19 protein-coding genes and 2 pseudogenes are annotated in these 21,180 nt (G+C 51.2%); 4 read left to right on the forward strand and 17 right to left on the reverse strand.

Annotation, left to right across the window (positions count from 1 at the left end):
- Positions 1–109: 109 nt before the first annotated feature.
- Together ACJHYD_RS15310 and ACJHYD_RS15315 are read right to left on the reverse strand one after the other, a co-directional pair.
- Positions 110–178 (reverse strand): annotated as a pseudogene (locus ACJHYD_RS15310) (hypothetical protein); the annotation flags it as partial.
- Between the two features lie 211 nt (positions 179–389).
- Positions 390–1,274, reverse strand: coding sequence for a LysR family transcriptional regulator (locus ACJHYD_RS15315; RefSeq protein WP_001119037.1), 885 nt, complete (start codon positions 1,272–1,274; stop codon positions 390–392).
- Positions 1,275–1,538: 264 nt separating this feature from the next.
- Between ACJHYD_RS15315 and ACJHYD_RS15320 the strand changes: the two genes are divergently transcribed.
- Both ACJHYD_RS15320 and ACJHYD_RS15325 read left to right on the forward strand, forming a co-directional pair.
- Complete coding sequence (locus ACJHYD_RS15320) at positions 1,539–2,597, forward strand: alpha/beta hydrolase (RefSeq protein ID WP_122987197.1); 1,059 nt, start codon at positions 1,539–1,541, stop codon at positions 2,595–2,597.
- Between the two features lie 141 nt (positions 2,598–2,738).
- On the forward strand, positions 2,739–3,866 hold the full coding sequence (locus ACJHYD_RS15325; protein WP_001550663.1) for an MFS transporter: 1,128 nt from the start codon (positions 2,739–2,741) through the stop codon (positions 3,864–3,866).
- A gap of 178 nt (positions 3,867–4,044) precedes the next feature.
- On the opposite strand, the gene paoD is transcribed toward ACJHYD_RS15325, so the two are convergent.
- Genes paoD through paoA form a run of 4 tightly spaced genes read right to left on the reverse strand, consistent with a single transcriptional unit; the run spans position 4,045 to position 8,845 of the window.
- Entirely contained in the window at positions 4,045–4,998 is a 954-nt protein-coding gene (gene paoD / locus ACJHYD_RS15330) for a molybdenum cofactor insertion chaperone PaoD (RefSeq protein ID WP_001550665.1), read from the reverse strand.
- 9 nt (positions 4,999–5,007) lie between these two features.
- A complete protein-coding gene (paoC, locus tag ACJHYD_RS15335) occupies positions 5,008–7,206 on the reverse strand; it encodes an aldehyde oxidoreductase molybdenum-binding subunit PaoC (RefSeq protein WP_001550666.1) in 2,199 nt (732 codons plus the stop codon).
- Complete coding sequence (gene paoB, locus ACJHYD_RS15340) at positions 7,203–8,159, reverse strand: aldehyde oxidoreductase FAD-binding subunit PaoB (RefSeq protein WP_000643332.1); 957 nt, start codon at positions 8,157–8,159, stop codon at positions 7,203–7,205. Before paoB ends, paoC begins: the two co-directional genes overlap by 4 nt.
- Complete coding sequence (paoA, locus tag ACJHYD_RS15345; RefSeq protein ID WP_001550667.1) at positions 8,156–8,845, reverse strand: aldehyde dehydrogenase iron-sulfur subunit PaoA; 690 nt, start codon at positions 8,843–8,845, stop codon at positions 8,156–8,158. Before paoA ends, paoB begins: the two co-directional genes overlap by 4 nt.
- A gap of 406 nt (positions 8,846–9,251) precedes the next feature.
- Here paoA and ACJHYD_RS15350 point away from each other — a divergent pair, with 406 nt between their 5' ends.
- Positions 9,252–9,866, forward strand: a complete 615-nt coding sequence (locus ACJHYD_RS15350; RefSeq protein WP_001019920.1) for a YagU family protein — start codon at positions 9,252–9,254, stop codon at positions 9,864–9,866.
- Between the two features lie 248 nt (positions 9,867–10,114).
- Here the strand turns inward: ACJHYD_RS15350 and ACJHYD_RS15355 are convergent, their stop codons facing one another.
- From ACJHYD_RS15355 to ecpR, 7 genes are all read right to left on the reverse strand, one after another.
- Entirely contained in the window at positions 10,115–10,444 is a 330-nt protein-coding gene (locus tag ACJHYD_RS15355; RefSeq protein WP_001303809.1) for a YkgJ family cysteine cluster protein, read from the reverse strand.
- A 312-nt stretch (positions 10,445–10,756) separates the two neighbouring features.
- Positions 10,757–11,467: a fimbrial chaperone EcpE gene (gene ecpE / locus ACJHYD_RS15360; protein ID WP_001550668.1), complete on the reverse strand. Its 711-nt coding sequence runs from the start codon at positions 11,465–11,467 to the stop codon at positions 10,757–10,759.
- Positions 11,436–13,079 (reverse strand): fimbrial adhesin EcpD, encoded by a 1,644-nt coding sequence (gene ecpD, locus ACJHYD_RS15365; protein WP_001265646.1) that lies wholly within the window; start codon positions 13,077–13,079, stop codon positions 11,436–11,438. The genes ecpE and ecpD overlap by 32 nt, the downstream gene beginning before the upstream one ends.
- The gene (gene ecpC, locus ACJHYD_RS15370) at positions 13,069–15,594 is read right to left on the reverse strand and encodes a fimbrial usher EcpC (protein ID WP_001550669.1); all 2,526 of its coding nucleotides are present in this window, start codon (positions 15,592–15,594) and stop codon (positions 13,069–13,071) included. The genes ecpD and ecpC overlap by 11 nt, the downstream gene beginning before the upstream one ends.
- A gap of 25 nt (positions 15,595–15,619) precedes the next feature.
- Complete coding sequence (gene ecpB, locus ACJHYD_RS15375; protein ID WP_000716404.1) at positions 15,620–16,288, reverse strand: fimbrial chaperone EcpB; 669 nt, start codon at positions 16,286–16,288, stop codon at positions 15,620–15,622.
- Positions 16,289–16,344: 56 nt separating this feature from the next.
- Positions 16,345–16,932 carry a common pilus major fimbrillin subunit EcpA gene (gene ecpA / locus ACJHYD_RS15380; protein WP_000730972.1) on the reverse strand — a complete coding sequence of 196 codons (588 nt, stop codon included), beginning with the start codon at positions 16,930–16,932 and terminating at the stop codon, positions 16,345–16,347.
- A gap of 74 nt (positions 16,933–17,006) precedes the next feature.
- Positions 17,007–17,549 carry an ECP biosynthesis operon DNA-binding transcriptional regulator EcpR gene (gene ecpR / locus ACJHYD_RS15385; RefSeq protein ID WP_001305433.1) on the reverse strand — a complete coding sequence of 181 codons (543 nt, stop codon included), beginning with the start codon at positions 17,547–17,549 and terminating at the stop codon, positions 17,007–17,009.
- Positions 17,550–18,372: 823 nt separating this feature from the next.
- On the opposite strand from ecpR, the pseudogene ykgL reads away from it, so the two are divergent.
- Positions 18,373–18,598: pseudogene (ykgL, locus tag ACJHYD_RS15390) on the forward strand (protein YkgL).
- A 34-nt stretch (positions 18,599–18,632) separates the two neighbouring features.
- Here ykgL and ykgO read toward each other — a convergent pair.
- From ykgO to ACJHYD_RS15410, 4 genes are all read right to left on the reverse strand, one after another.
- Entirely contained in the window at positions 18,633–18,773 is a 141-nt protein-coding gene (gene ykgO, locus ACJHYD_RS15395) for a type B 50S ribosomal protein L36 (RefSeq protein ID WP_000866436.1), read from the reverse strand.
- A complete protein-coding gene (locus ACJHYD_RS15400; protein WP_000803998.1) occupies positions 18,773–19,036 on the reverse strand; it encodes a type B 50S ribosomal protein L31 in 264 nt (87 codons plus the stop codon). The genes ykgO and ACJHYD_RS15400 overlap by 1 nt, the downstream gene beginning before the upstream one ends.
- Before the next feature lie 358 nt (positions 19,037–19,394).
- Entirely contained in the window at positions 19,395–19,496 is a 102-nt protein-coding gene (ykgR, locus tag ACJHYD_RS15405) for a small membrane protein YkgR (protein ID WP_000662258.1), read from the reverse strand.
- 472 nt (positions 19,497–19,968) lie between these two features.
- Positions 19,969–21,111, reverse strand: a complete 1,143-nt coding sequence (locus tag ACJHYD_RS15410) for an NADH-dependent flavin oxidoreductase (protein ID WP_001550670.1) — start codon at positions 21,109–21,111, stop codon at positions 19,969–19,971.
- Positions 21,112–21,180: the final 69 nt, after the last annotated feature.

Consider the following 21,180-nt stretch of genomic DNA (forward strand, 5'->3'; position numbering starts at 1 on the left):
TATGGTTAAATCATCGAATTCATAATTAATACTTTTTCTTACGCCGCTGAACAGCTTGAAAAGGATACATATTTTAAATATCAGTGAAGTGAACAGTTTATTGCCGTTATTAATAGAGATGGAGGAATAAATACGCGTATTCTACTATTGCAACAAAAACAACGATGATGATCAGTTTTCATAATGAAGTAACCTGACAGATATAAAAATGTTGATTGAGGCTAAATGCCCGGATGAAGGTTGTCGAGGGAGCCAGGTGGTTTTTTCTTTTGGGTGATCTCCATTGCTGGATAGTCCCCTCTTTCTCGCTCAAAGCAGACCCTGGAATTGAACGCAGAGGGACTACCTGACACAATTTTGCACAGTGAAGAGTCGGTCGTTGTTAACGTTCAGATTTTCAATGTATCAATGACCATCCGCAGGGCGGGGGAGACGTTGCGATGAGGGTAATAGAGAAACAATCCCTCCATTCGCAGGCTGTAACGCTGCAACACCCTGATAAGCTTACCGTGTTCTAAATCATCCGCGACCAGTTCAACAGGAACATAGGCCAATCCGAGGCCCAGCCGGGCGGCTTCTGCTTCCATATAGCTGTCGGATAGGGCCCATTGCCCTTCAGGGCGATGAGTGATTTTTTTATCATCCTGATTGAGTTCCCACTGGTATACGCTGCCGTCGGCAAACTGATAGGCGATACAGGGATGCGCCTTTAAATCCGCCGGGGTTTGCGGAAAACCATAGCGACGAAAATGTTCCGGAGTCCCCACAATTGCCATCTCCATATCGGGCGTGATGCGTACCGCGACCATACCCTGGCCGACTTCAGGCCCCAGGCGGACACCTGCATCGAATCTTTCCTCGATGATATCGACGAACCGGCTCTCATTTATCAGTTCAAGCCGGATATCAGGATATCTCTGTTTAAATACCGCCAGCTTTGGCAGCAGGCATTTATCAATCGCGTGCTGGCTGGCATTGATACGCACCGTGCCGGAGGGCGTCTCTCGATAATGCGCCAGCGTGGCAAGCCCAAGATCTAACATTTCAAATCCAGATGCCGTCTTCTGGTAGAGCTGCTCGCCTGCTTGTGTCAGCGACAGTTTACGCGTGGTGCGCACTAGCAGCTGGACACCCAGCCTTTCTTCAAGCTCGCGAACAGAACGGCTGACTCCTGACTGAGCAAGACCCAGCCGCTGAGCCGCTGCGGTAAAGCTGCCTTCCCGCACCACCTGCATAAACAGGTACAGCTCGTTGTAGTTCTCCCTTTTCGCCATTGAAACATCCCCCCTTCATGCCGGCAATCTCCACATTAATTTATAACAATATGGTATTAATCTTAGCATTAATCGCCCCCTAATCAGCACTAATTCTGCTCACTATAATGACCCCATCAAAGTAAAGCACCGCAGCGTTGTCCGTCGGAAACCTGTATCTCTCTGTTGTTTTTTATGGGGATTTTTATGAAAGCCTTCACCCGCACGCTAAAAACCGCGATGCCGACCATGCTGCTTTTCGCATCATTAAGTGGAGTCACGACAATGAGTTATGCTGATTCAACCAATCCTAATGCCCCTGTGTCCATGACAGATAAATGGGATAAAACGTTCGCCGAGAGCCAGAAAGTCGATCACCGTAAAGTCTCGTTCCCGAACCGATATGGCATCACCTTAGTGGGCGATCTTTACCTGCCTAAAGACCGTGGCGATCGCAAGCTGGCGGCGATTGCGGTCAGTGGGCCATTTGGCGCGGTGAAAGAGCAATCCAGCGGCCTGTATGCGCAGACGCTGGCGGAACGAGGGTTTGTTACCCTGGCGTTCGATCCTTCTTACACCGGGGAAAGCGGCGGCTATCCGCGAAACGTCGCCTCACCGGATATCAACACTGAAGATTTCAGCGCGGCAGTGGATTTCTTAGGGCTGCAAAAAGAGGTAGATCGCAACCGTATCGGGCTGCTCGGTATTTGTGGCTGGGGCGGCATGGCGCTGAACGACGCGGCGATGGATACCCGCGTTAAAGCGGTAGCTACCAGCGTGATGTATGACATGAGCCGGGCGATGGGCCATGGTGTGGGGGATGGCAAAGACCGTTATTCTACCGCCGACCGTCGTGCTGTTCTGCAATATCTGAATGAACAGCGCTGGAAGGATGCGCAGAGCGGAACGTTCGCTCACGGTGGTCATGATATTAATGTCGACAGCAACGGCAAGGTCAGTGCGGGCGAGCGCATTCTGCCAGAAACGCTGCCGGCAAATCCTCATCCGGTACTGAAAGAGTTCTTTGACTACTATCGCATGCCGCGCGGCTTCCACGAACGTTCCGTTAACTCTACCGGGGCGTGGACGGCAACGATGCCGCTGTCATTTATGAATATGCCGCTGTTGAGCTACGCCAGTGAAATCACCATTCCGACGCTGATTGTGACCGGTGAGAAAGCACATTCACGCTATTTTGCTGAAGATGCTTACAAGGCGGTTGGCAGTAAAGACAAAGAGTTGGTGGTGGTACCAGGGGCAAATCACGTGGACCTGTACGATAACGTGGCCGGAAAAATACCTTTCGCGAAGTTCGAACAATTTTTCCAGACCAAACTGAAATAAAACCTCTCCTGAATTGATGCAAAGCCACCGGCCATAGGCTGGTGGCTTTTATCCTGATCTTTGTGAAATTTCACTATGTCGACACTAAGCCAAACACTATCACCTCATCATCAGCGCGCATACTGGGGCGGTATTTTTGCCATGACCCTGTGCGTGTTTGTGCTGATTGCTTCTGAATTTATGCCCGTCAGCCTGCTCACGCCGATTACCCGCGATTTAGGCGTGACGGAGGGGCTGGCAGGGCAGGGGATTGCTATCTCCGGCGCGCTGGCGGTTCTGACCAGCCTGACGCTTTCAACGCTAGCTGGAAAGATGAATCGTAAGTTCCTGCAGCTGGGGATGACGGTTCTGATGGCCGTATCGGGGCTTATTATTGCGCTGGCTTCCAGTTATCTGATGTATATGGTCGGTCGTGCGATGATTGGTGTGGCTATTGGCGGATTCTGGTCGATGTCAGCGGCAACGGCGATTCGTCTGGTGCCGCAGCATCAGGTCACGCGTGCGCTGGCAATTTTCAACGCCGGTAATGCGCTGGCGACGGTCGTGGCCGCACCGCTGGGAAGCTATCTGGGGGCTACGGTCGGATGGCGAGGCGCTTTCTTGTGCCTGGTGCCCATCGCGGTTGTCGCCTTTATCTGGCAGTGCATCAGCCTGCCAAGCATGGATGCGAATAAAAGCCACACTTCATGTGGCGCGGTATTCCGCTTATTTAGCCGCCGCATGGTTGTGGTCGGCATGATAGCTTGTGGCCTGTTTTTCATGGGGCAGTTTGCGCTATTCACCTATGTGCGCCCGTTTCTGGAGTCGGTGACACGGGTTAATTCCTTAGGCTTGTCGTCGATTTTGCTGATTATCGGCGTGGCCGGTTTTATTGGCACGCTGGTTGTTTCGGCATTTCTCAACAGAAAATTCTACCCCACGCTGATGGCCATACCCGGACTGATGGCCGTCATTGCCATCGGTCTGATGCTTACCGGGCATCACGTCTGGACGGTCTCGCTGCTGTTAGGACTCTGGGGCATGCTGGCCACCGCCGCGCCAACCGGATGGTGGACATGGATTGCGCGTACGTTGCCTGACAACGCCGAAGCTGGAGGCGGGCTCATGGTCGCGGTGATTCAGCTCGCCATCGCCCTTGGATCAACGGCAGGAGGCATTGTGTTTGACCGCCTTGGCTGGCAGAGCACGTTTGCTATGAGTAGCGTGCTGCTCCTTTGCGCTGGCGTACTGACCTTTGTTACCGCACGCCAGAAGGCCGGTGCGCTTTAGTCCGGCGAGGCGCGCGTTGCTGAATAAGTTTCACAAGGCGATAAGCGCCCACTATGGGTTGGGCGCTCTTTTAAACGATTTAGGTGATTTTCTTAAACGGCTACTGCAGATTTTTCTCTTAATTTATGGGTATTTCCCCCGGAGGTGAGGAAGCGCTCCCCACGCCCCGCCGCGAGGATCAGGACGATGGGGGCAGGCATGAATCCTCCTGACGGAGACGTACAGCGGCGACTTCTGCCAGTACGGAAAGGGCCAGAGTATGCGCATCCCGGGCTTTGGGGAATATCCCGACAGGTGCCCGGATTTGCTCTGTCTCCTCCCTGGACCATCCCAGCTCGTGGAGCTTTTGCAGACGTAAAGTGTGGGTTCGATAGCTGCCCAATGCGCCGAGATAAAAGGGTTTTGCTTCTCGCGCGGCCTGCAACACTGGCAGTTCCCGGTTGAGATCATGGCACAGCAAAATGACCGCCGTATCGGTATCGATCTGAGCGCTGGCTGAGGCCGGAAAAAGATCGAAGATATGGCTGTCATAGCCTGTGGCTGCTGCAAGACTCGCGGTTGCCTGCGCCTCAAGAGAACGTCCGTAAATCATCAGCCTGACGCATGGTCTGAACCCCACCTCAAAGCCATTGAGATTCCAGCCCGTCCGGGTTTGCGTGGGCAGGCACACCAACGATTGTGCTTGCGGATCGTAGCGCAGACCCGCCGGTTTTCTCTGTTCCAGGCGGTTCAGCACGGCGAGCAGAGGTTGTGCCGAGCGTAGTTTATGGAGCGTCAGCGTGATCCCACCGCCGCAGGGCAGAACGATGTCAAACCACGGCGAACCTTCACCATAGCGAATTTCGCGATCGCGGCCTGAGCCCATCATCTCCAGCGCTTCAAAAGCGGCAGCGGCCTCCACGCAGCCGCCAGAGACAAAACCGCAGTAATGACCATCTTCGCGCACCACCATCTGCGCCCCGAGCGGGCGCGCCGCGCCGCCGCGTATTTCCACCAGCGTCACCAGCACCGCTCCTTTACTGGACATTAGCGCCTCTACGGCGAAGCGCAGAATGGCCCGGTGGTCATCGGTGAGAAACGCCTGCTCTGGCTTATGCCAGTGCTCGTCTTTGTCAAAAAGCGAGTATGACATTGTTCCTCCTTAAACCACATCCGGCAGCTTATCGAGCAGCTTATCCAGAGTGATGGGATAATCCCGTACCCGAATACCGGTGGCGTTATACACCGCGTTGGCGATAGCCGCGCTCACGCCGCACAGGCCCAGCTCACCGACACCTTTGGCCTTCATCGGGGAGGAGATGGGGTCGGTATCATCCAGGAAAATCACCTCCTGTTTTGGGATATCCGCATGAACCGGCACCTCATACCCCGCCATATCGTGATTAACGAAGTAGCCCAAACGGTCATCTACCGCCAGCTCCTCCATCAGTGCCGCGCCCATGCCCATAGTCATCGCGCCAATGACCTGGCTGCGTGCAGTTTTCGGATTCAGGATGCGTCCTGCAGCACACACAGCGAGCATACGCCGGACCCGAACTTCTCCCGTCGCGCTATGCACGCCGACCTCCACAAAATGCCCGGCAAAGGTCGACTGCTGGTACTCCTTGCTCAGTGTTCCGAATTCAATGCTCTCTTCCGCTGTCAGCCTGCCGCCTGCGGTGGCCTCATGTAGCGTGGCGCTTCGGGTACCGTTGGTAATCTTGCCGTCGGCAAACTGCGACTGCCCAGGATCAAACCCGACTGCCGAGGCAATCATTTCGCGAAGTTTCACACAGGCGGCGTAAACGCCGGAGGTGGAGGTATTCGCGCCCCATTGTCCACCAGAACCCGCAGAAACCGGGAAACTGGAATCGCCGAGGTGAACCGCAACCTGCTCCAGCGGTACGCCAAGCATTTCCGCTGCCGTCTGAGCCAGAATTGTGTAGCTGCCGGTGCCAATATCGGTCATGTCCGTTTCCACGGTAACGGTGCCGTTTTGTTCTAGGTGAACCCGCGCACCCGATTTTTCCAGCAGATTATTGCGAAAGCCCGCCGCAACACCGTGGCCGACTAGCCACTCCCCGTCGCGTACCTGTCCGGGTGTGGCGTTGCGCTGCTTCCAGCCAAATTTATCCGCTCCGGTGCGCAAGCACTCGATAAGCTGACGGCGAGAGAAGCGGCGCGTCGGGTCGGCGGGGTCAACCTGAGTGTCATTCAGGATGCGAAACTCGACGGGATCGATGCCCGCTTTTTCCGCCAGTTCGTCGATCGCGATTTCGAGCGCCATCAGACCGGGGGCTTCGCCGGGCGCACGCATGGCGTTCCCTTCCGGCAAATCAAGCGTGGCGAGCCGCAGGCCTGTATGACGGTTTGCCCCTGCGTAGAGTAATTCGCTTTGCTGTACCGCCGTTTCCGGCGTGCCACCGGGCAGGTTTCCGGACCAGCTTTCATGTGAGATAGCGGTGATTTTCCCGCTCTGGTCGGCACCGATACGCAGGTGCTGAAGGGTGGCGGGGCGGTGCGTGGTGTTATTGGGAATAGTGGGGCGGGGGAGCATCACTTTAACCGGACGTTTCACCGCACGGGCGGCGAGGGCCGCCAGCAGCGCATCGCTTCTCAGGAACAGCTTGCCGCCAAACCCTCCACCGATATACGGGGAGATAATACGCACATTCTCCACGGGCACTTTCAGCGTTTTTGCCAGATCGGTGCGGCACCAGTCAATCATCTGATTTGAGGTCCAGAGGGTAAGCTTATTTCCATCCCAGACGGCCATCGAGGCATGCGGCTCCATCGCCATATGGCTCTGGTCCGGGGTCGTGTAGGTAGCATCAATCTTCACCGCAGCGGAGGTGAAAGCCCCGTCAAAGTCACCAACATTTTTATCGGGCGTGTCTTCCGGCGGCTGACTGACGGCCTGTTTCTCGTCCGCCAGGGAGTAAGCTCCTTTATTACGGCGATAGTGCGCCTGCACCAGCGAGGCCGCCGCTCGCGCCTGTTCGAAGGTCTCGGCCACTACCAGCGCAATGGCCTGATGATAGTGCTCAATAGTGGGGCCTCCTAACAGCCTGGCGGTGTTTTTGTCGCCTTTGCCGAGTGCCCCGGCGTTACTGGCGGTAATGACAGCCAGTACGCCCGGCGCTTTTTGCGCGGCGTCCGTATCGAGGGCGGTGAGGCATCCTTTGGCAATGGCGGAACCGACGATATAACCATAGGCGGCGTTGGGAGCTTCTTCATACCATTCGTAGGCGTAGCGTGCCGTGCCGGTAGTTTTCAGCGGTCCGTCGATGCGGTCATGGGGACGACCGACAACCTTCAGCTGATCGATCGGGTTTTCCCCTGCGGGTTTATCAAATTTCATGCCTGTGCCCTCGCTTCAGCCAGTACGGAGGCAAGCGTTCGCTTCGCCAACAGGAGTTTAAAGGTGTTTTCAGCGGTGGGATGGGCGCTGGCGAACAGCGCGTCATACACGGCCTGCGCCCCCTGGGATAGCTGAGCATCCGCAGCCTCAATGCGCCAGGGCTTATGTGCTACTCCGCCCAGCGCGACGCGCCCGCTGCCGTCAGGCTGAATAATCGCCGCGACCGATACCAGGGCAAAGGCGTAGGAGGCGCGATCGCGCACCTTGCGGTAGATATGTTTTCCGCCGAGCGGCGGAGGTAACGTCACCGCAACGATAAGCTCACCGGGAAGCAGGGCGGTTTCAATGTGCGGCGTTTTTCCCGGAGGGTGATAAAAATCAGCCAGTGTGATACTGCGAGTCTTTCCCTCCGGCGTGATGGTTTCCACCACCGCATCCAGCAACCGCATTGCGACCGCCATATCGCTCGGATGGGTGGCAATGCAGGCTTCGCTTACGCCTACCACCGCGTGCTGACGGCTAAAGCCTTCAAGTGCCGCGCAGCCGCTCCCGGGTAGGCGCTTATTGCAGGGCTGATTGGTGTCGTAAAAATAGGGGCAGCGCGTGCGCTGGAGCAGATTACCTGCGGTGGTTGCCTGATTACGTAACTGACCAGACGCGCCAGCGAGCAGGGCGCGGGAGAGTACCGCGTAATCACGACGCACGCGCTCGTGAGCTGCCAGGTCGGTGTTCCGTACCAGTGCGCCGATGCGCAGCCCACCCGCGTCGGTCACTTCAATCTTATCGAGCCCGAGCCCGTTCACATCGATAAGGTGGGTTGGCGTTTCAATTTCCAGCTTCATCAGGTCCAGCAGATTGGTCCCGCCAGCGATAAATTTTGCGCCGGGTACGCGCTGAGCGCTAAGTGCCGCCTCGGCCGGGGTGTTCACTCGTTCATAGGTAAACGCCTTCATGATTTTATCTCCCCCGCAGCATCTTCAATGGCGGCAAGGATGTTAGCGTATGCACCACAGCGACAGATGTTGCCGCTCATACGTTCACGGATCTCATCGGCAGTTCTTTCTGGAGGGGAAACCAAATCGACCGTGACGTGACTGGGAATGCTGTCCTGAATCTCTTTTAGCACCGCTACTGATGAGCAAATTTGCCCGGAGGTGCAGTAGCCGCACTGGAAGCCATCATGCTTGATAAAGGCCGCCTGCATGGGGTGAAGATTCTCTGGTGAACCCAGGCCTTCAATGGTGGTGATCTCGTCCCCCTGATGCATGACTGCAAGCGTCAGGCAGGCATTAAGCCTGCGACCATTGACCAGCACGGTACAGGCTCCGCACTGCCCGTGATCGCAACCTTTCTTGGTACCGATCAGATGCAGATTTTCACGCAAAGCGTCCAGTAGCGTGGTTCGGGTATCAACGTCCAACTGCTCGGTTTTGCCGTTCACCTTAAGTGTCAGGGGCATTATCTCTGGCGCGGGTGTAGCTGCCGGAACGCTTGCCGCAAGCGTAGAATGAGGATAAACCACGGCGGTCGCCGCCGTTGCGGCGCTCACTTTAATCAGATCGCGCCGGGTCAAACTAAAATCGTGCGGCTCGTGCTTCCCAACCCGATTATTTTCGGGATATTCGCCTTGGTTGCTCATACCAGGCCTCCGGTATTCTAAAGGGGAAAATAAGAGTGCGTTGCGAGAGTGCTGATGCTTTTTTAAACGTTAAGCATAGTCGGTGAGAGCAGGAGGATTATTCTTAAAACGCGAATGCAGCTATGAGCCCGGCTAATTAATTCATATTCGCCGATGACGGGAGCTAGTTTATTGCTTTAGTTGTGCGATGCAAAAACCGATAAGGAAACCTGTGATTGTCAGCTCAGCATCACCCTGCAAATCGTTGTCACTTCTAATATAACAATAGGGAGAAATGATGGTGCTTATATTCATTGGCGATTAGGAAACTATTTTGTTATACAAAACAATACAGTTCTTTATATTTGTCTTGTTTTATGAATACTCCTGAAGAGGTGTATAACATAATGGTACAAGCAGGGTAGATATGAATATATTTGAACAAACTCCACCGAACCGCAGACGTTATGGTCTTGCTGCATTCATTGGGCTGATTGCTGGCGTTGTTTCCGCATTTGTGAAGTGGGGGGCTGAAGTTCCATTGCCGCCACGTAGCCCGGTGGATATGTTTAATGCAGCGTGTGGCCCGGAATCATTAATCAGGGCTGCAGGCCAAATTGATTGCTCCCGTAACTTTCTCAATCCTCCGTACATTTTTCTTCGGGATTGGTTGGGACTGACAGATCCCAATGCGGCTGTTTATACCTTTGCCGGGCATGTCTTTAACTGGGTTGGTGTTACGCACATTATCTTTTCGATAGTGTTTGCTGTCGGTTATTGTGTGGTCGCTGAAGTATTTCCAAAAATTAAACTCTGGCAGGGCTTACTGGCAGGTGCTTTAGCCCAACTTTTTGTTCATATGATTTCATTCCCTCTCATGGGACTGACGCCACCTCTGTTTGATCTCCCTTGGTATGAGAATGTTTCTGAAATTTTTGGACATTTAGTCTGGTTCTGGTCCATTGAAATTATTCGCAGAGATTTACGAAACAGAATTACTCATGAGCCAGACCCTGAGATCCCTTTAGGCTCAAACAGATAATGCATTGAATGATAAAAATGGCGCAAATAAAGCGCCATTTTTATAGGTTAAAAACATTGTTTTTAACTTTCTGATGCAGATAGCCAATGAGTACATCGCGCTACTTCAGGATGCTGTAGATCCGGAGAACACTATAGAGGAAGAGGCATTGTTGCTGGCAGATGGAAGAAGTTTCGGGTTTTGTTATCCCTGAAAAACGAAGCCCCGCGATTATAGCTGGCGGGGCAGTGCAATTAATTATTGCATATTTATAACGGTGTCAGCCCGTATTTAGCTCTTGCACGATTGCAAGCCTCATTGACGACTCCGTTCTCACCAGACATGGCGAATTCTCTGCACGTGGACGATCGATTTTTATATATCGTGCAGCAGGCATTTTTGCCCGGTGTTCCTGCAAGGGCAATACATCGGGGGTTTTTCTGATTGGTACCGCTCATGCATCGGTGAAAAGGGGATATTTGTTCAGTGAGCCTGGCGGGAATGGTACCGCCAGCATCGTCGGCTTCGGCCCAGTAAAAAGAGACGCGGAAAAATGCACAACAGGCACCACACGTCATGCATGGATTCAGATTGCTCATAATTCACCAGTACAGCTATAAATCGTAAAGAGAACAGCGGTACATCGTATGTAAGAACGTACCGCGGTTGGCTGGGGAACTTTCGATAGTGTGAGTATTGAATGATTTCCAGCCGTTACCGATTTTACGTACTAATTCGTGAATAAACCACTCGTTAGCAGGCTGCCTGGTACCTTTCCGCGTCTCCTGAACACTATGGTGTACATATGAGAAAGCCCATCGTTACAGGTGACATTGACGATCGCTTCCACATTATTTAAACGATTTTTGAGTCTCTGAGGTGGAGCTCTTCCCTCGACCGATGGATAAGTCTTAGTCCGCCGAAGGGGGCTTAGCCGGACAGGAATCGCTAATCTTAATAAATTTGTCGTTATAGACCAGATAATGATTCCCCGGCTGACGTAACTCAGGCTGATGAACCACGTCTCCCGGACGTAGGTACCAGGCATCGCCTTCCTCTTCGGTCGAATCACATCCTGGCTTAATCAGTAGCTTAAACCATGTGTTGCCAGTGTTACTTACCGTTCCTGTCACCTTGTCGAAGGACCATTTAAACTGAACCTGACGAGGTCGTACTACCAGAATGGTATCCATCACCACCACCGGCTCCGTGCTAACCTCGCCGCCGGTTGGGCTGCGTCTTGTCTGGTTGCGAGTGGGGACCTCGCGAAATGAGACCCGGTAGTAGCGCTCGCGGTTATCCCGTGGACCATGATAGTAAAATTTAAAATACTCGCTCTCACCAGCCTGCAACGCCAGCTGGCGGGGGGCGAAAAGCAGTTCACCATCCACCGGTCGGGTGCGCAATTCACTGCTGCCCGGGCTATCGATAGCACTGATGGTAATACGGTATATCCGTGCGCTTTTGTTGTTATTCACTACACGTTTGCTGACAAAGTCAGTCTCGGACGGCAGCGAAAATGTCAGATTGCCGACCGAAATCGCCTGTGTCAAAGGTGCCGCCAGCATACAGACCGCTGTCAGCAGGGCCTTAGTTAATGTTACGCCACGTCGCCTGAACATGAATTTCTCCTGAAGCGCTGACTTCGCCAAACCAGCCGTTATCATCTACCGTACGCAGCGAAATGGCGTTATCCATTGGAATCGAAAATTTGACTGTGGTCTTATCCATCTGCCCCACTTCGCCAGAGATATCAGTCCACGGTGTGGTCAACCACAGCGCATCGGTCATATCCCGCCAGCTATCATCGCACCCGGCATCGTAGGTTTTTGTAGCTCCGTTGCGGGTAATAAAGGAAAGTGTCGCCGGGAACGGTACTTTCGCCTTACCGTCATCGGAGCTGAAGACACAATAGGAGCGCCCGCCAATCACCTGCGCGGGTCCGGTCACCTTGATCAGCACTTCGTCGGCAGCTGTTTTACCGCTGGTGGTTACGATATAGCCGAAATCGAGTGCCGACTCGCCGCTGCCAACATATCCCTCCCGCGACGGTGTCTGAGTATATTCATCGGAGATAATACTGATGCTGAAATCACGGGGTTTGATAATCAGCGTGTTGGAGGTAGAAAATTCATACCAGCCAGACTCCGGTGATGTGGTGTTCTGAAAGCGAAAGTTGAATAGATCTTTGGTGTTGATATCGCTGATCCCGAGGTTCACCATCTGCTTAAAGAAGTTGCTCGAGAAGAAAACATAGATCGAGTCTGCGCTCTTCATCTCGTTGAAGGTGTAGTAATAGGCAGTATTGCTCACCGGTTTCCATGAACTGCCATTCAGACTGAACTGCATATCGTACGCCCCGACGGCCGAGGCTAACGACGAGTTGGCGATCGCCGGGAATATATGGATTGAGGTGTTGCTGAGTCCGTTTGTTTGCAGGGTATAGTTAACCATCTTACAACTTAATCCTGAACGGCTGCCGATGGTTTGCGTCCGGCAGTCGGCGTTCCCTTCGCCCAGAGTCGGTACTCCGTCGCTGTTGATAAACACCTCCGCCAGCGAGTGGGTATTTATCAACCGTAGATTTGCTGCTTTCGTATGGGTGACGTTGCGAACATACCAGTTGCCGGAGGCCTGATCCTTACAGCGTGCGCCGCTGCTGGCGTCATAGTTCACAGAGGTCTGGCAGGCATTGATGGTCATTGTAAAGCTGCTGCCGACGGGCATTTGTTGCAGATACTGGTAAAACGCGTCTGACAACATGCCGTGCATCCACTTCGCGCCGCCGCTGGTCACCGTCGCGCCATAAAATCCACTGGCGTCGGTGGTTTGCGGCAGGATAAGACTGGTGGTCATATTACACCCAGCGTACCAGTTGATGCAGCGCAAGCCAGTTAAAGGAGATGAAACTGGTGAATTTTCCAGCCACATATCAAACTTCCAGTTGGTATAAAGGCCGGTGTTGTAACCGTTATCAATGTAGCCGAGGCTTTGCTGATAGATGGTTCCTGAACCATTGTATTTTAAACCGGTCCAGCGGTTGGCACCGGTCAGGCGCGGATCCAGCGCCCCGCCAGGAGTGACGAAAAAGTTGTCGTCTGAGTTGTTTTCGACAAACACAAACTCGCGTGCCGGAGCATCCGCCCAGGTTGTTTTGCTCACTGCCGCTCTGAGCGCGGTTGCAGGCCAGATTAGCGCAAAGATTATCATCGCTATCAGTAGGTTAACTCTCATTCTCTTCTCCTGTCTGCGTCACCGCCGCCCACGATGAGAGGCCGCTGCAGACCACATCACCGACCCAAACGGCACCGCGCGCCTGGTTGAGTTCCAGTGCCACTTCGCAGGTTTTATTGCCACTGTAGCGAAAATCGATAGTGGGGTATTTCTTGTCCACGTCCATGACAAACTCGCCGTTTTCATCGGTTCGGGTTCGGCCGATATGGTTGTTAATCCGTGCGTTAGCCAGCAGTGTGCCGTCTTCCGCACGGATACGACCGGAGACGGTAACCATCTGCTTCACTTCTGGCTCAATGACAGCGACATTGCCTGGATAGAGAGTCAGATGGCTTTTGCGACCGCTGACGATATCGTAACTGTCGAGTGAGTTTTTGCTGTTCTGTAACTCCACCTCATATCTTCCATAGGGAGAGAGCGGGAGATAGTTACGCTTGCCGTTAAGCGGGAAAATCCGCCCGTTGATTTTGGCGCTGATCTGACCATCGTTCTCCAGGCCAGTGTCGAATATCACCCCAGCATTGCCATCGGTCCGCCCGCTGGCAGCGATGTTTTTACCTTGCCAGCCGACGCTGCCGTTGGCGGTCAAATTGGTATTGATGTAGCCGTCCGCCGCGCTATTGACGTTCAGCGTTCCGCTGGCGTAACGAGCGTCGAACTGTGCATACGCCCCACCGCTGAGGGTTTTGTCATCACCGGTATCGCCGGAGATGGCTCGTGACAGATTGGCACCAACAGTGCGAATGGTTCCTTCATCAAACTGTTTGCGTGCTGACAGGTTTGCCATGGTGTAGCCGTTTTGATGGGTCATCCCTGCGCTAAACCAGTTGCCCAGTGGTAGCGAGAGATCGAGAGCGATATATTTCCCTGTATTGGCGCTGCTGTCGCCGTTGTTATAGCGCTGAATACCGGCCCGCAGGCCAAGCGAACCAAAGGTACCGCTGTAGACACTTTGATAGTAATCTGCCGTGTAATAATGGCTGTTGTAGCGGCGGTCATCATTGTAGCTGATGCTGAACGTACCCAGCTTCGACCACAGTGAGTTCAGGTTGAGTGTGCCGCCGATTGCACGGTTGTCGGCATCGCTACGTCGCAATTGATTGCCAATGCGGGTTTTTTCCTGATTAACCCACAGCGAACTAAAGCCTCCCGGTAGAGTGGCGCTGATGCTGCCGATGCTGCTCCATGAGCTGTCACTGGCCAGCATATTTTGCAGGTTAACGTTGATCGCCCCCCCAAGCGGCAGCGTCAGACGGGTTTCACCCACCGCCTGATTATCGTATCCATATCCCGTTGCCGCCCAGCTAAGCGTACTCAGTGAGCCGGAGGTCGAGGCACCTGCTAGCCAGCTCTCTTTAGCTGGTCGCGTCTTTTTCCCGTTTTCCGACCAGCGATCCATATGAAAGCTACCGCCCCATATCTGCCACGCCAGTGGCGCACCGACGCCGCGCCCCCGGCTAAACAGCTTATTGACCCGCTGAGTGCGTTTGCTGATCACGCGACCGTTAACGATGACCTCAACTTCCACATCGTAAATACCGTACGGTAGACCCCGGGTATCCACTTCATGATTGCCCATAGTGAAGTTCTGAACGCTTAGTAGCCGCCCATCACGGGTGAGATGTACTTCGCCCGCCGCCGGTAAAAAGGCGATCACTGGCGTGGCTGACTGGCTGCTGTCGAAGATGGTGGAGCTGGCCTGGTTTCCCCAGGAAAGGCCGTAAATCTTCCCTGCTGAAATGGCGGTCATCGGCCCTAAGGACTGCAAGTTCCAGGTGTCGAGCATTCCACCGGCAAATCGGTGACCGGCAAAATCGCGTTCATACATCGCTTTATATAATTCACTGTCCTGTTGACCGCTACCGATCCCGTACAGCGAGCCGTCGAGCACCACGTGATGTTCGCGCAGTGCAGTAACGTTATTCAGCGACAGATAGCTGGATGTGTTGCTCCCGCCGTTACGCAACTGGTTGTTATAGACGCCGAAGTTATAGCTCAGATTACTGCTGAGGGTGTTAACACTGGACTGCCCGATGTCTTCGCTACGTGAGCGTAGTACGGTGCCCAGCGCTTCGCGCTTGACCACTAGCTGCAGCAGCAGTTGGCGCAAGCTGAGATCCAGCTGCGCGTTGTCAGTCAGGGGGATGGTAAGGGCCTCATTGAACAGGGCGTTCGCCAGAGCCATCAGCTGCTGTCGAGTTTGTTCGCTGACACTGGCGTTATCTTCACTCTCTTCCAGCTGTATTTTCCGGATGCGTAGCTGTCCATCATCCAGCCAGATAAAAGCGCTGCCGATTCGCTGATCGTTCTGGCGCCCCTGGCTACCGGCGAGATGAATATAAAGTGGGACGCTCATGCCGTCCTGAAGCGCCTGACTGAAGGCCTGCGGAATAATCACCCCACCTATTTGCTGCGCACTTATGTCAGCAGCGCTGGCATCGGGCTGAACGAACAAAAAGACCATGCCGAAGGCAAACTGGGCTTTCAGTCCTGGGGAGAACCGTCGTAAAGGCATTGTCATTATCCATCTGCACAGCTATCTATTTCACGGGAATGAACTTATCACCCTGCCAAAGTGCAACCCGTCCTTTGTTATCCGCCGTGTCCACGCGGGTAAAACGACGCGACTTGCCCGGCATCAGGTAGTAATTCTCTTTACACTCTTTACCATTGGCGGCTTTCAGGCAGGGGCCGTAGGCGAGGATCCGCAGCGTCGCATTTCCTGTATTTGTCAGGGAGCCGTTGGCGTACTGAAAGTGGTAGTTCGCCTGGCGGGGGGCGACGACCAGAATGGTGCCGATGCGGGCGGAAGCAGTGGCCACAGCGCTACGGTTGGCATTATCGCGCTGCGCATCACTGAGGGCCTGATCAAACCAGACAATGCGGTAGTAGCGCTCTTTTTCATCTGCTGGTCCCTTATAGAAGAAGCGGATCACTTCGCTGGCTTGGGCGGGTAGCAGCAAGCTGGCGGGAGTGAGTAGCAACTCATCCGGCTTGTCCATTGCGATAACCTGCCCGTCGTCAAGCGGTGAAGAGAGCCGTTCGAGACGGATATTGATGAGGCGGCCACTGTCGGTACTGTTTTGGATCGTTTTGCTCAGCGTGCTGCTGTCACTGTTCATAAACGATGATATATCGCCGACATCCAGCGCCTGGGCCGGAGATATTCCGGAAAACAGCAGAGCGAGAGGCAGAAGGTGCTTTTTCATAACAATTCCGTCTAGGAATAAAGCAGGGGGGTACCCCTGCTGGTACATCAGAGAGATTAACTGGTCCAGGTAGCGTCGAACTGTACGCTAACGTCGCCGCTCCAGATGCCTTCCGGTAGAGTGCTGTAATCGGTTACTGCGGTGGTACCATTGGTGGTGCCGCTGATGATGGAGAAAGTGAAACCATCCTGTGCGGTGGTACGATTGCTGGCATTGTAACCGTTAGCCAGTGGGCTAAGGTTGCCGCCCAGTACGCCGTTGGCGGTATCGATCATCACGGTATCGCCAGTTTTTTCGACTGCCGCGCCGTTATAATCAACGCCCACATTCAGTGTGGAACCTGAGGTATCCAACTGGGTTAAGGTGTTGGTGATAAGACGTGAGGTCAGTTTAAAGGCGGTAGCCGTTGAGTCACCCTCGATAGCTACGTCAAATAGACCTTTCTGTGAGTTAAAACCTTTAATGCCTTCGGCATACTGGAACGCCAGGCTACCGAGTGGCGTCACAACCAGCTTACTGGTGGTGTCTTTTTTGGCTGTTGCTGACCAGGTCGCTACAGCCTGAGCTGTTACGTCAGCAGCCTGCGCCACACCCATGCCGGTAAACACCGTTACCAGAGCTATTGCCAGAACCTTTTTTTTCATTGCTTTTCTTCCCGAGTTGAATTGAGGACGTGATGTCCCTGTGAGTCATTTTTTAAAACTAACTTGCCTGGAGTTTACGGAACCAACTTATATATTTTTGAGTACAGCTTGGCCTCAGCATTACGCCGATGGGTATACACTGTCTTCACACTACAATTTTCAATTCTGGCAATCGATTTAGGCAGCATTCCCTGAGCCGTCATGCGGATAATTTCCATTTCCCGGTCAGTGATTTTATCTTTCTTAATATCTTTTCTCAGGAACCTGCCATTAATCACATAGGCCAGTTCTTTTCTAATATCACGACTCAGTCCAGCGTATACCACGCCCCTAATATTGCTGTTGTAATACCAATAATTTGCTAAGGCTTCTGACTTTCTGGCCGCAATCAATACGACCTGTTTCCCCTTTACCGCGGATAACCACTCATTATCACGGTTTATAAACTCAGTTAAAGAATCCGTATTGAGATTGATAAACACGAAATCTTTTCTGATTTTCTCCAGCGATAGATAAATTAATCTGTCGATATCCACAATCAGTTCAGATAGTCCTTTATAGAAGTAGGCGTCATGGGGAGACCAGATGTATTTATCAGAACGGTTTTGACATTCCATATGGTTTTTAACCTCATAGTCCCTGCTGTAATCATTTTGCCATGTCACTACTTTCCAAACCTGTAATTTTTACAGGTACATTCAGTTTCTTTAGTAAATCGGAAGTAAATAAGATACGTAGCACATATCAATATAGGTTAAACGAGATTAAGTTTTAATTATTTCGATTGGGTTTAAATTTATGTTTTTTTCCTGATGAGTGTCAATATGTGAACAGAAAAGGAATTCCATGGTTAAGTCAATATTTACAAAAAATGAAAATATTGCTTTTTTGATAAGAAGAAAAAGACATTCAGTTTCATAAGGTTATTGGCAATATAACGTTCAATTCTTACTTGCATTTTATATTAGCCAGGAACTTTGCCCTGAGGTGTTAGGAATAGTCTTAATGTGTTGTGTAATGGACTAGTAAAAAAACAAGTTTAAATGATAAGAAATAGAATATAAAACTATCATGAGTCATAATTAAAGATGATTTGCCAATCAGTAAGGTGTTTTAATGGATTAACATGCCGCACAAAATGGTTATGGGTGTTCATCCCAATAAGTGATGAAAAATTAAACAGGTGTAAGTACGTCATCTGTCCGGTAAGCCCCCTAAGAGCCAAATTAAGTGAAGTTAAACGAAGACTGCCAGTTGTCACAGGAACGATGGCCTCTTTGCCAGGGCACTGCATTCAGTCATCTGTGCGCGTTACTCTAACTGGCACTCGAACGTCGGCGATGGGGTTACCGGTGGATCAGGCCGTTCCTGTGGCGTAAACGTTTTTATGTCAGTACCAACAGATTTACCACATTTATCATCTTAACCGTTTGAGTGTAAATGCAGGCTGCGTCGCAAAGGGAGGAAACTGAGTGGCGTGTTCAGTCTAAAAGAGAGTTGATGCCAGCATACAGGGCGCACCTGGTCAACAAGTCAACATTAATATAATGGAATATTCGGAGAGAAACGTCAGGCAGTTGACCTTAAATGAACAGGAAGATACATCCTCAGGAAAATTAATGCTGGTGTAATAAATACACCAACATTAATCCGGTCTGATTATTAATCAGACAAATATCGTTAATTCGTCGAATTTTGAATCAACGTTTTTTCTTACGACCCTGAACGGCCTTAAAACGTGGATTAGATTTACAAATCACATATAGCCGTCCTTTTCGCTTCACAATCTGACAGTCTGGATGGCGTTCTTTTGCGGTACGCAGAGAGTTAAGGACTTTCATCATGCCCCCTTTTTCGTGCTAACAAAACGACCAAAACGTTGGGTGAATCGTGCAACATTTCCTTCTGATGCCACTGTTCTCAGCTTCCCTGTATAGAACGGGTGCGATTTAGAAGAGACATCAATTGTCACGTACGGATACGTTACGCCATCCAGCTCAATCTCACGGTCTGTTTTGATAGTCGAGCCGATTTTAAAGTACTCATCAACACTGGTGTCGTGGAACACCACAGTACGATACTCAGGATGGATATTGGGCTTCATCATTTTTACCTGTTATGTTATAACATAACCATAAAGATACATGCTCATCCGGATCATTTCAACACCCAATCCCTGTGACCATTTGTGGTATGTGGAATTTCGGCAACGGGGAAGTCTGGCATTGTTAGCAGCCATTGGCGACGCTCCCATAAACGCCTTGATGAGTGATGGTTTCGCTGAGAGTATGAATTTTTCGAGAATGGAGGCTATCTCCATTTTACTGGCCGATGATTTATCGCAGTTTGATTGATTGCCGGACAGCGTGTATTCCTCTCCCACGGATATAATAATTACTTACAAAAAAGGGAGAGGATGCATATTTTTTAATATCACTGAAGTGAACAGTTTATTGCCGTTATTAATAGAAATGGAGAAATAAATAGGCGTATTCTACAATTGCGACAAAAACAACGATATTAATCAGTTTATGACTGATTTGTTGTACTTTATTCTCTTTCATTGGTACTTCCTCGCTTTAAAAAAGAGTGCACTTCGTAAGTGCCCTTATATAAATAACGAGTTTGGTCAACCAATTTTTTGACATGTATCACAAATTTGAATAGATGTATTACATCGGCTATCTTTTATTGCCCCAACGTCATTGATATATGTCGCCTGAAGTCAGTCCGGGAATGAGTCTGATCTCAAAACTGGCCCAGCCCGGGCGTTGATTGGCGCTGAGGAGCATATCGCATCTCATCATAATGTCGTATCTCCTGGGGTGTTATACAAGATATCGTTGTTGGTGACCTGGGAGAGGAATTGAGTTCTATTAAACCGTCAACTATGCCGGATACATACTGGATTACACAGCAGGCACGCCTTACGAGAGAACGTGCCGCAGTGACGAGTTAATTATCTGAAAGAATTTGCGAGGCTGTATCGGTTACTCATTGGTTTAATAGTTTTACTCTCGGGAGAGTAATAGATATTTAATCCATTAACGGAAACCAGCCAGTTCCTTTCGATGCCTGAATTTGATCCCATAGTTTATCCGGAATGGTTAATTCAGGAACAAGTTGTGGATTAAGGGTTGTTTGAATTTCATGGCTTCTACCTGATTCAGCTAAAGTCACCCATTCTGGATTTATCACCAGCCCTTTACCGATCGCAACAAGTGGCAGGCCAGCGGAAATTGCTTCTTGAGCCTGAGACGGTGTGCGTATTTTACCTGCAGCGATTACCGGCACTCTGCCTGCAATATGATTTAAAATCAATTCAATAGTTCGGGGGCCATTTGGCGACTCAACAGGGTAGCTATCGTTAATACTGACCAGCGAGGTATGTATATACGAAATACCGGATGAAATGAGTCGATCAAGGAGTTTATAAGTATCCTCTAACCGCAGCCCCCCTGTTACAGATTCTTCAGGAGATATTCTGTAACCGATAGCAAAGGGCTTTGTCGCATATTCATAGACTACATTTTTTACTTCCTGTAATACGGCCAGCGGGAAGCGCATACGTCCTTCAAGATCTCCTCCCCATCGGTCATTACGCTGGTTAAATAGAGGGGAGAAGAAATTCTGTAGAAGGAATCCGTGCGCACCATGAAGTTCAATGCCATCAAAACCTGCTTTAATCGCCCTTTTTGTGACATCTCCGAATGCTCTAATGGTTTCCTGAATTTCGTTTTCAGTCATTTCCCTGCTTTGTACCACTCTCTTCATAAAGTCACCAGATTTTACGTTTGATGCGCTGGCACTAATAACATCGTTATTTGGCACAAGCTCCGGGATGGCTTTATTACCAGCGTGGAAAATCTGCAAAATAGCCGGAGCACCGCCACTTTTGGCTGCAGCTGCTAACTTTTCAAGGCTGTTAATGAAACGGTCGTCATACGCGGCAAATTCATGAGTAAACCCAATGCCGCTTGGCGTGACATAGGTGCATCCTGTTATTACTAAACCAACATTTTGTGAGCGACGTTTATAAAATTCGAGTTCTTGCTCAGAGATGGTTCCATCAGGATTAGCTGACCAGGTTGTCATAGGAGCCATAACGATACGATTACGTAGCTTTATTTTTTCTGTCAGCATAAAAGGAGAAAACAATGATGGGTGTTTATTTGTCATAACAATACCTCAAATGTTTATCTGATTTTAATGCGTATAATCTTAATAAGTTGAGTTGCTACTTTTTGA

Origin of the sequence: Escherichia sp. WS1368 (genome assembly GCF_046487485.1) — a bacterium.
Taxonomy (GTDB): Bacteria; Pseudomonadota; Gammaproteobacteria; order Enterobacterales; family Enterobacteriaceae; genus Escherichia; species Escherichia coli.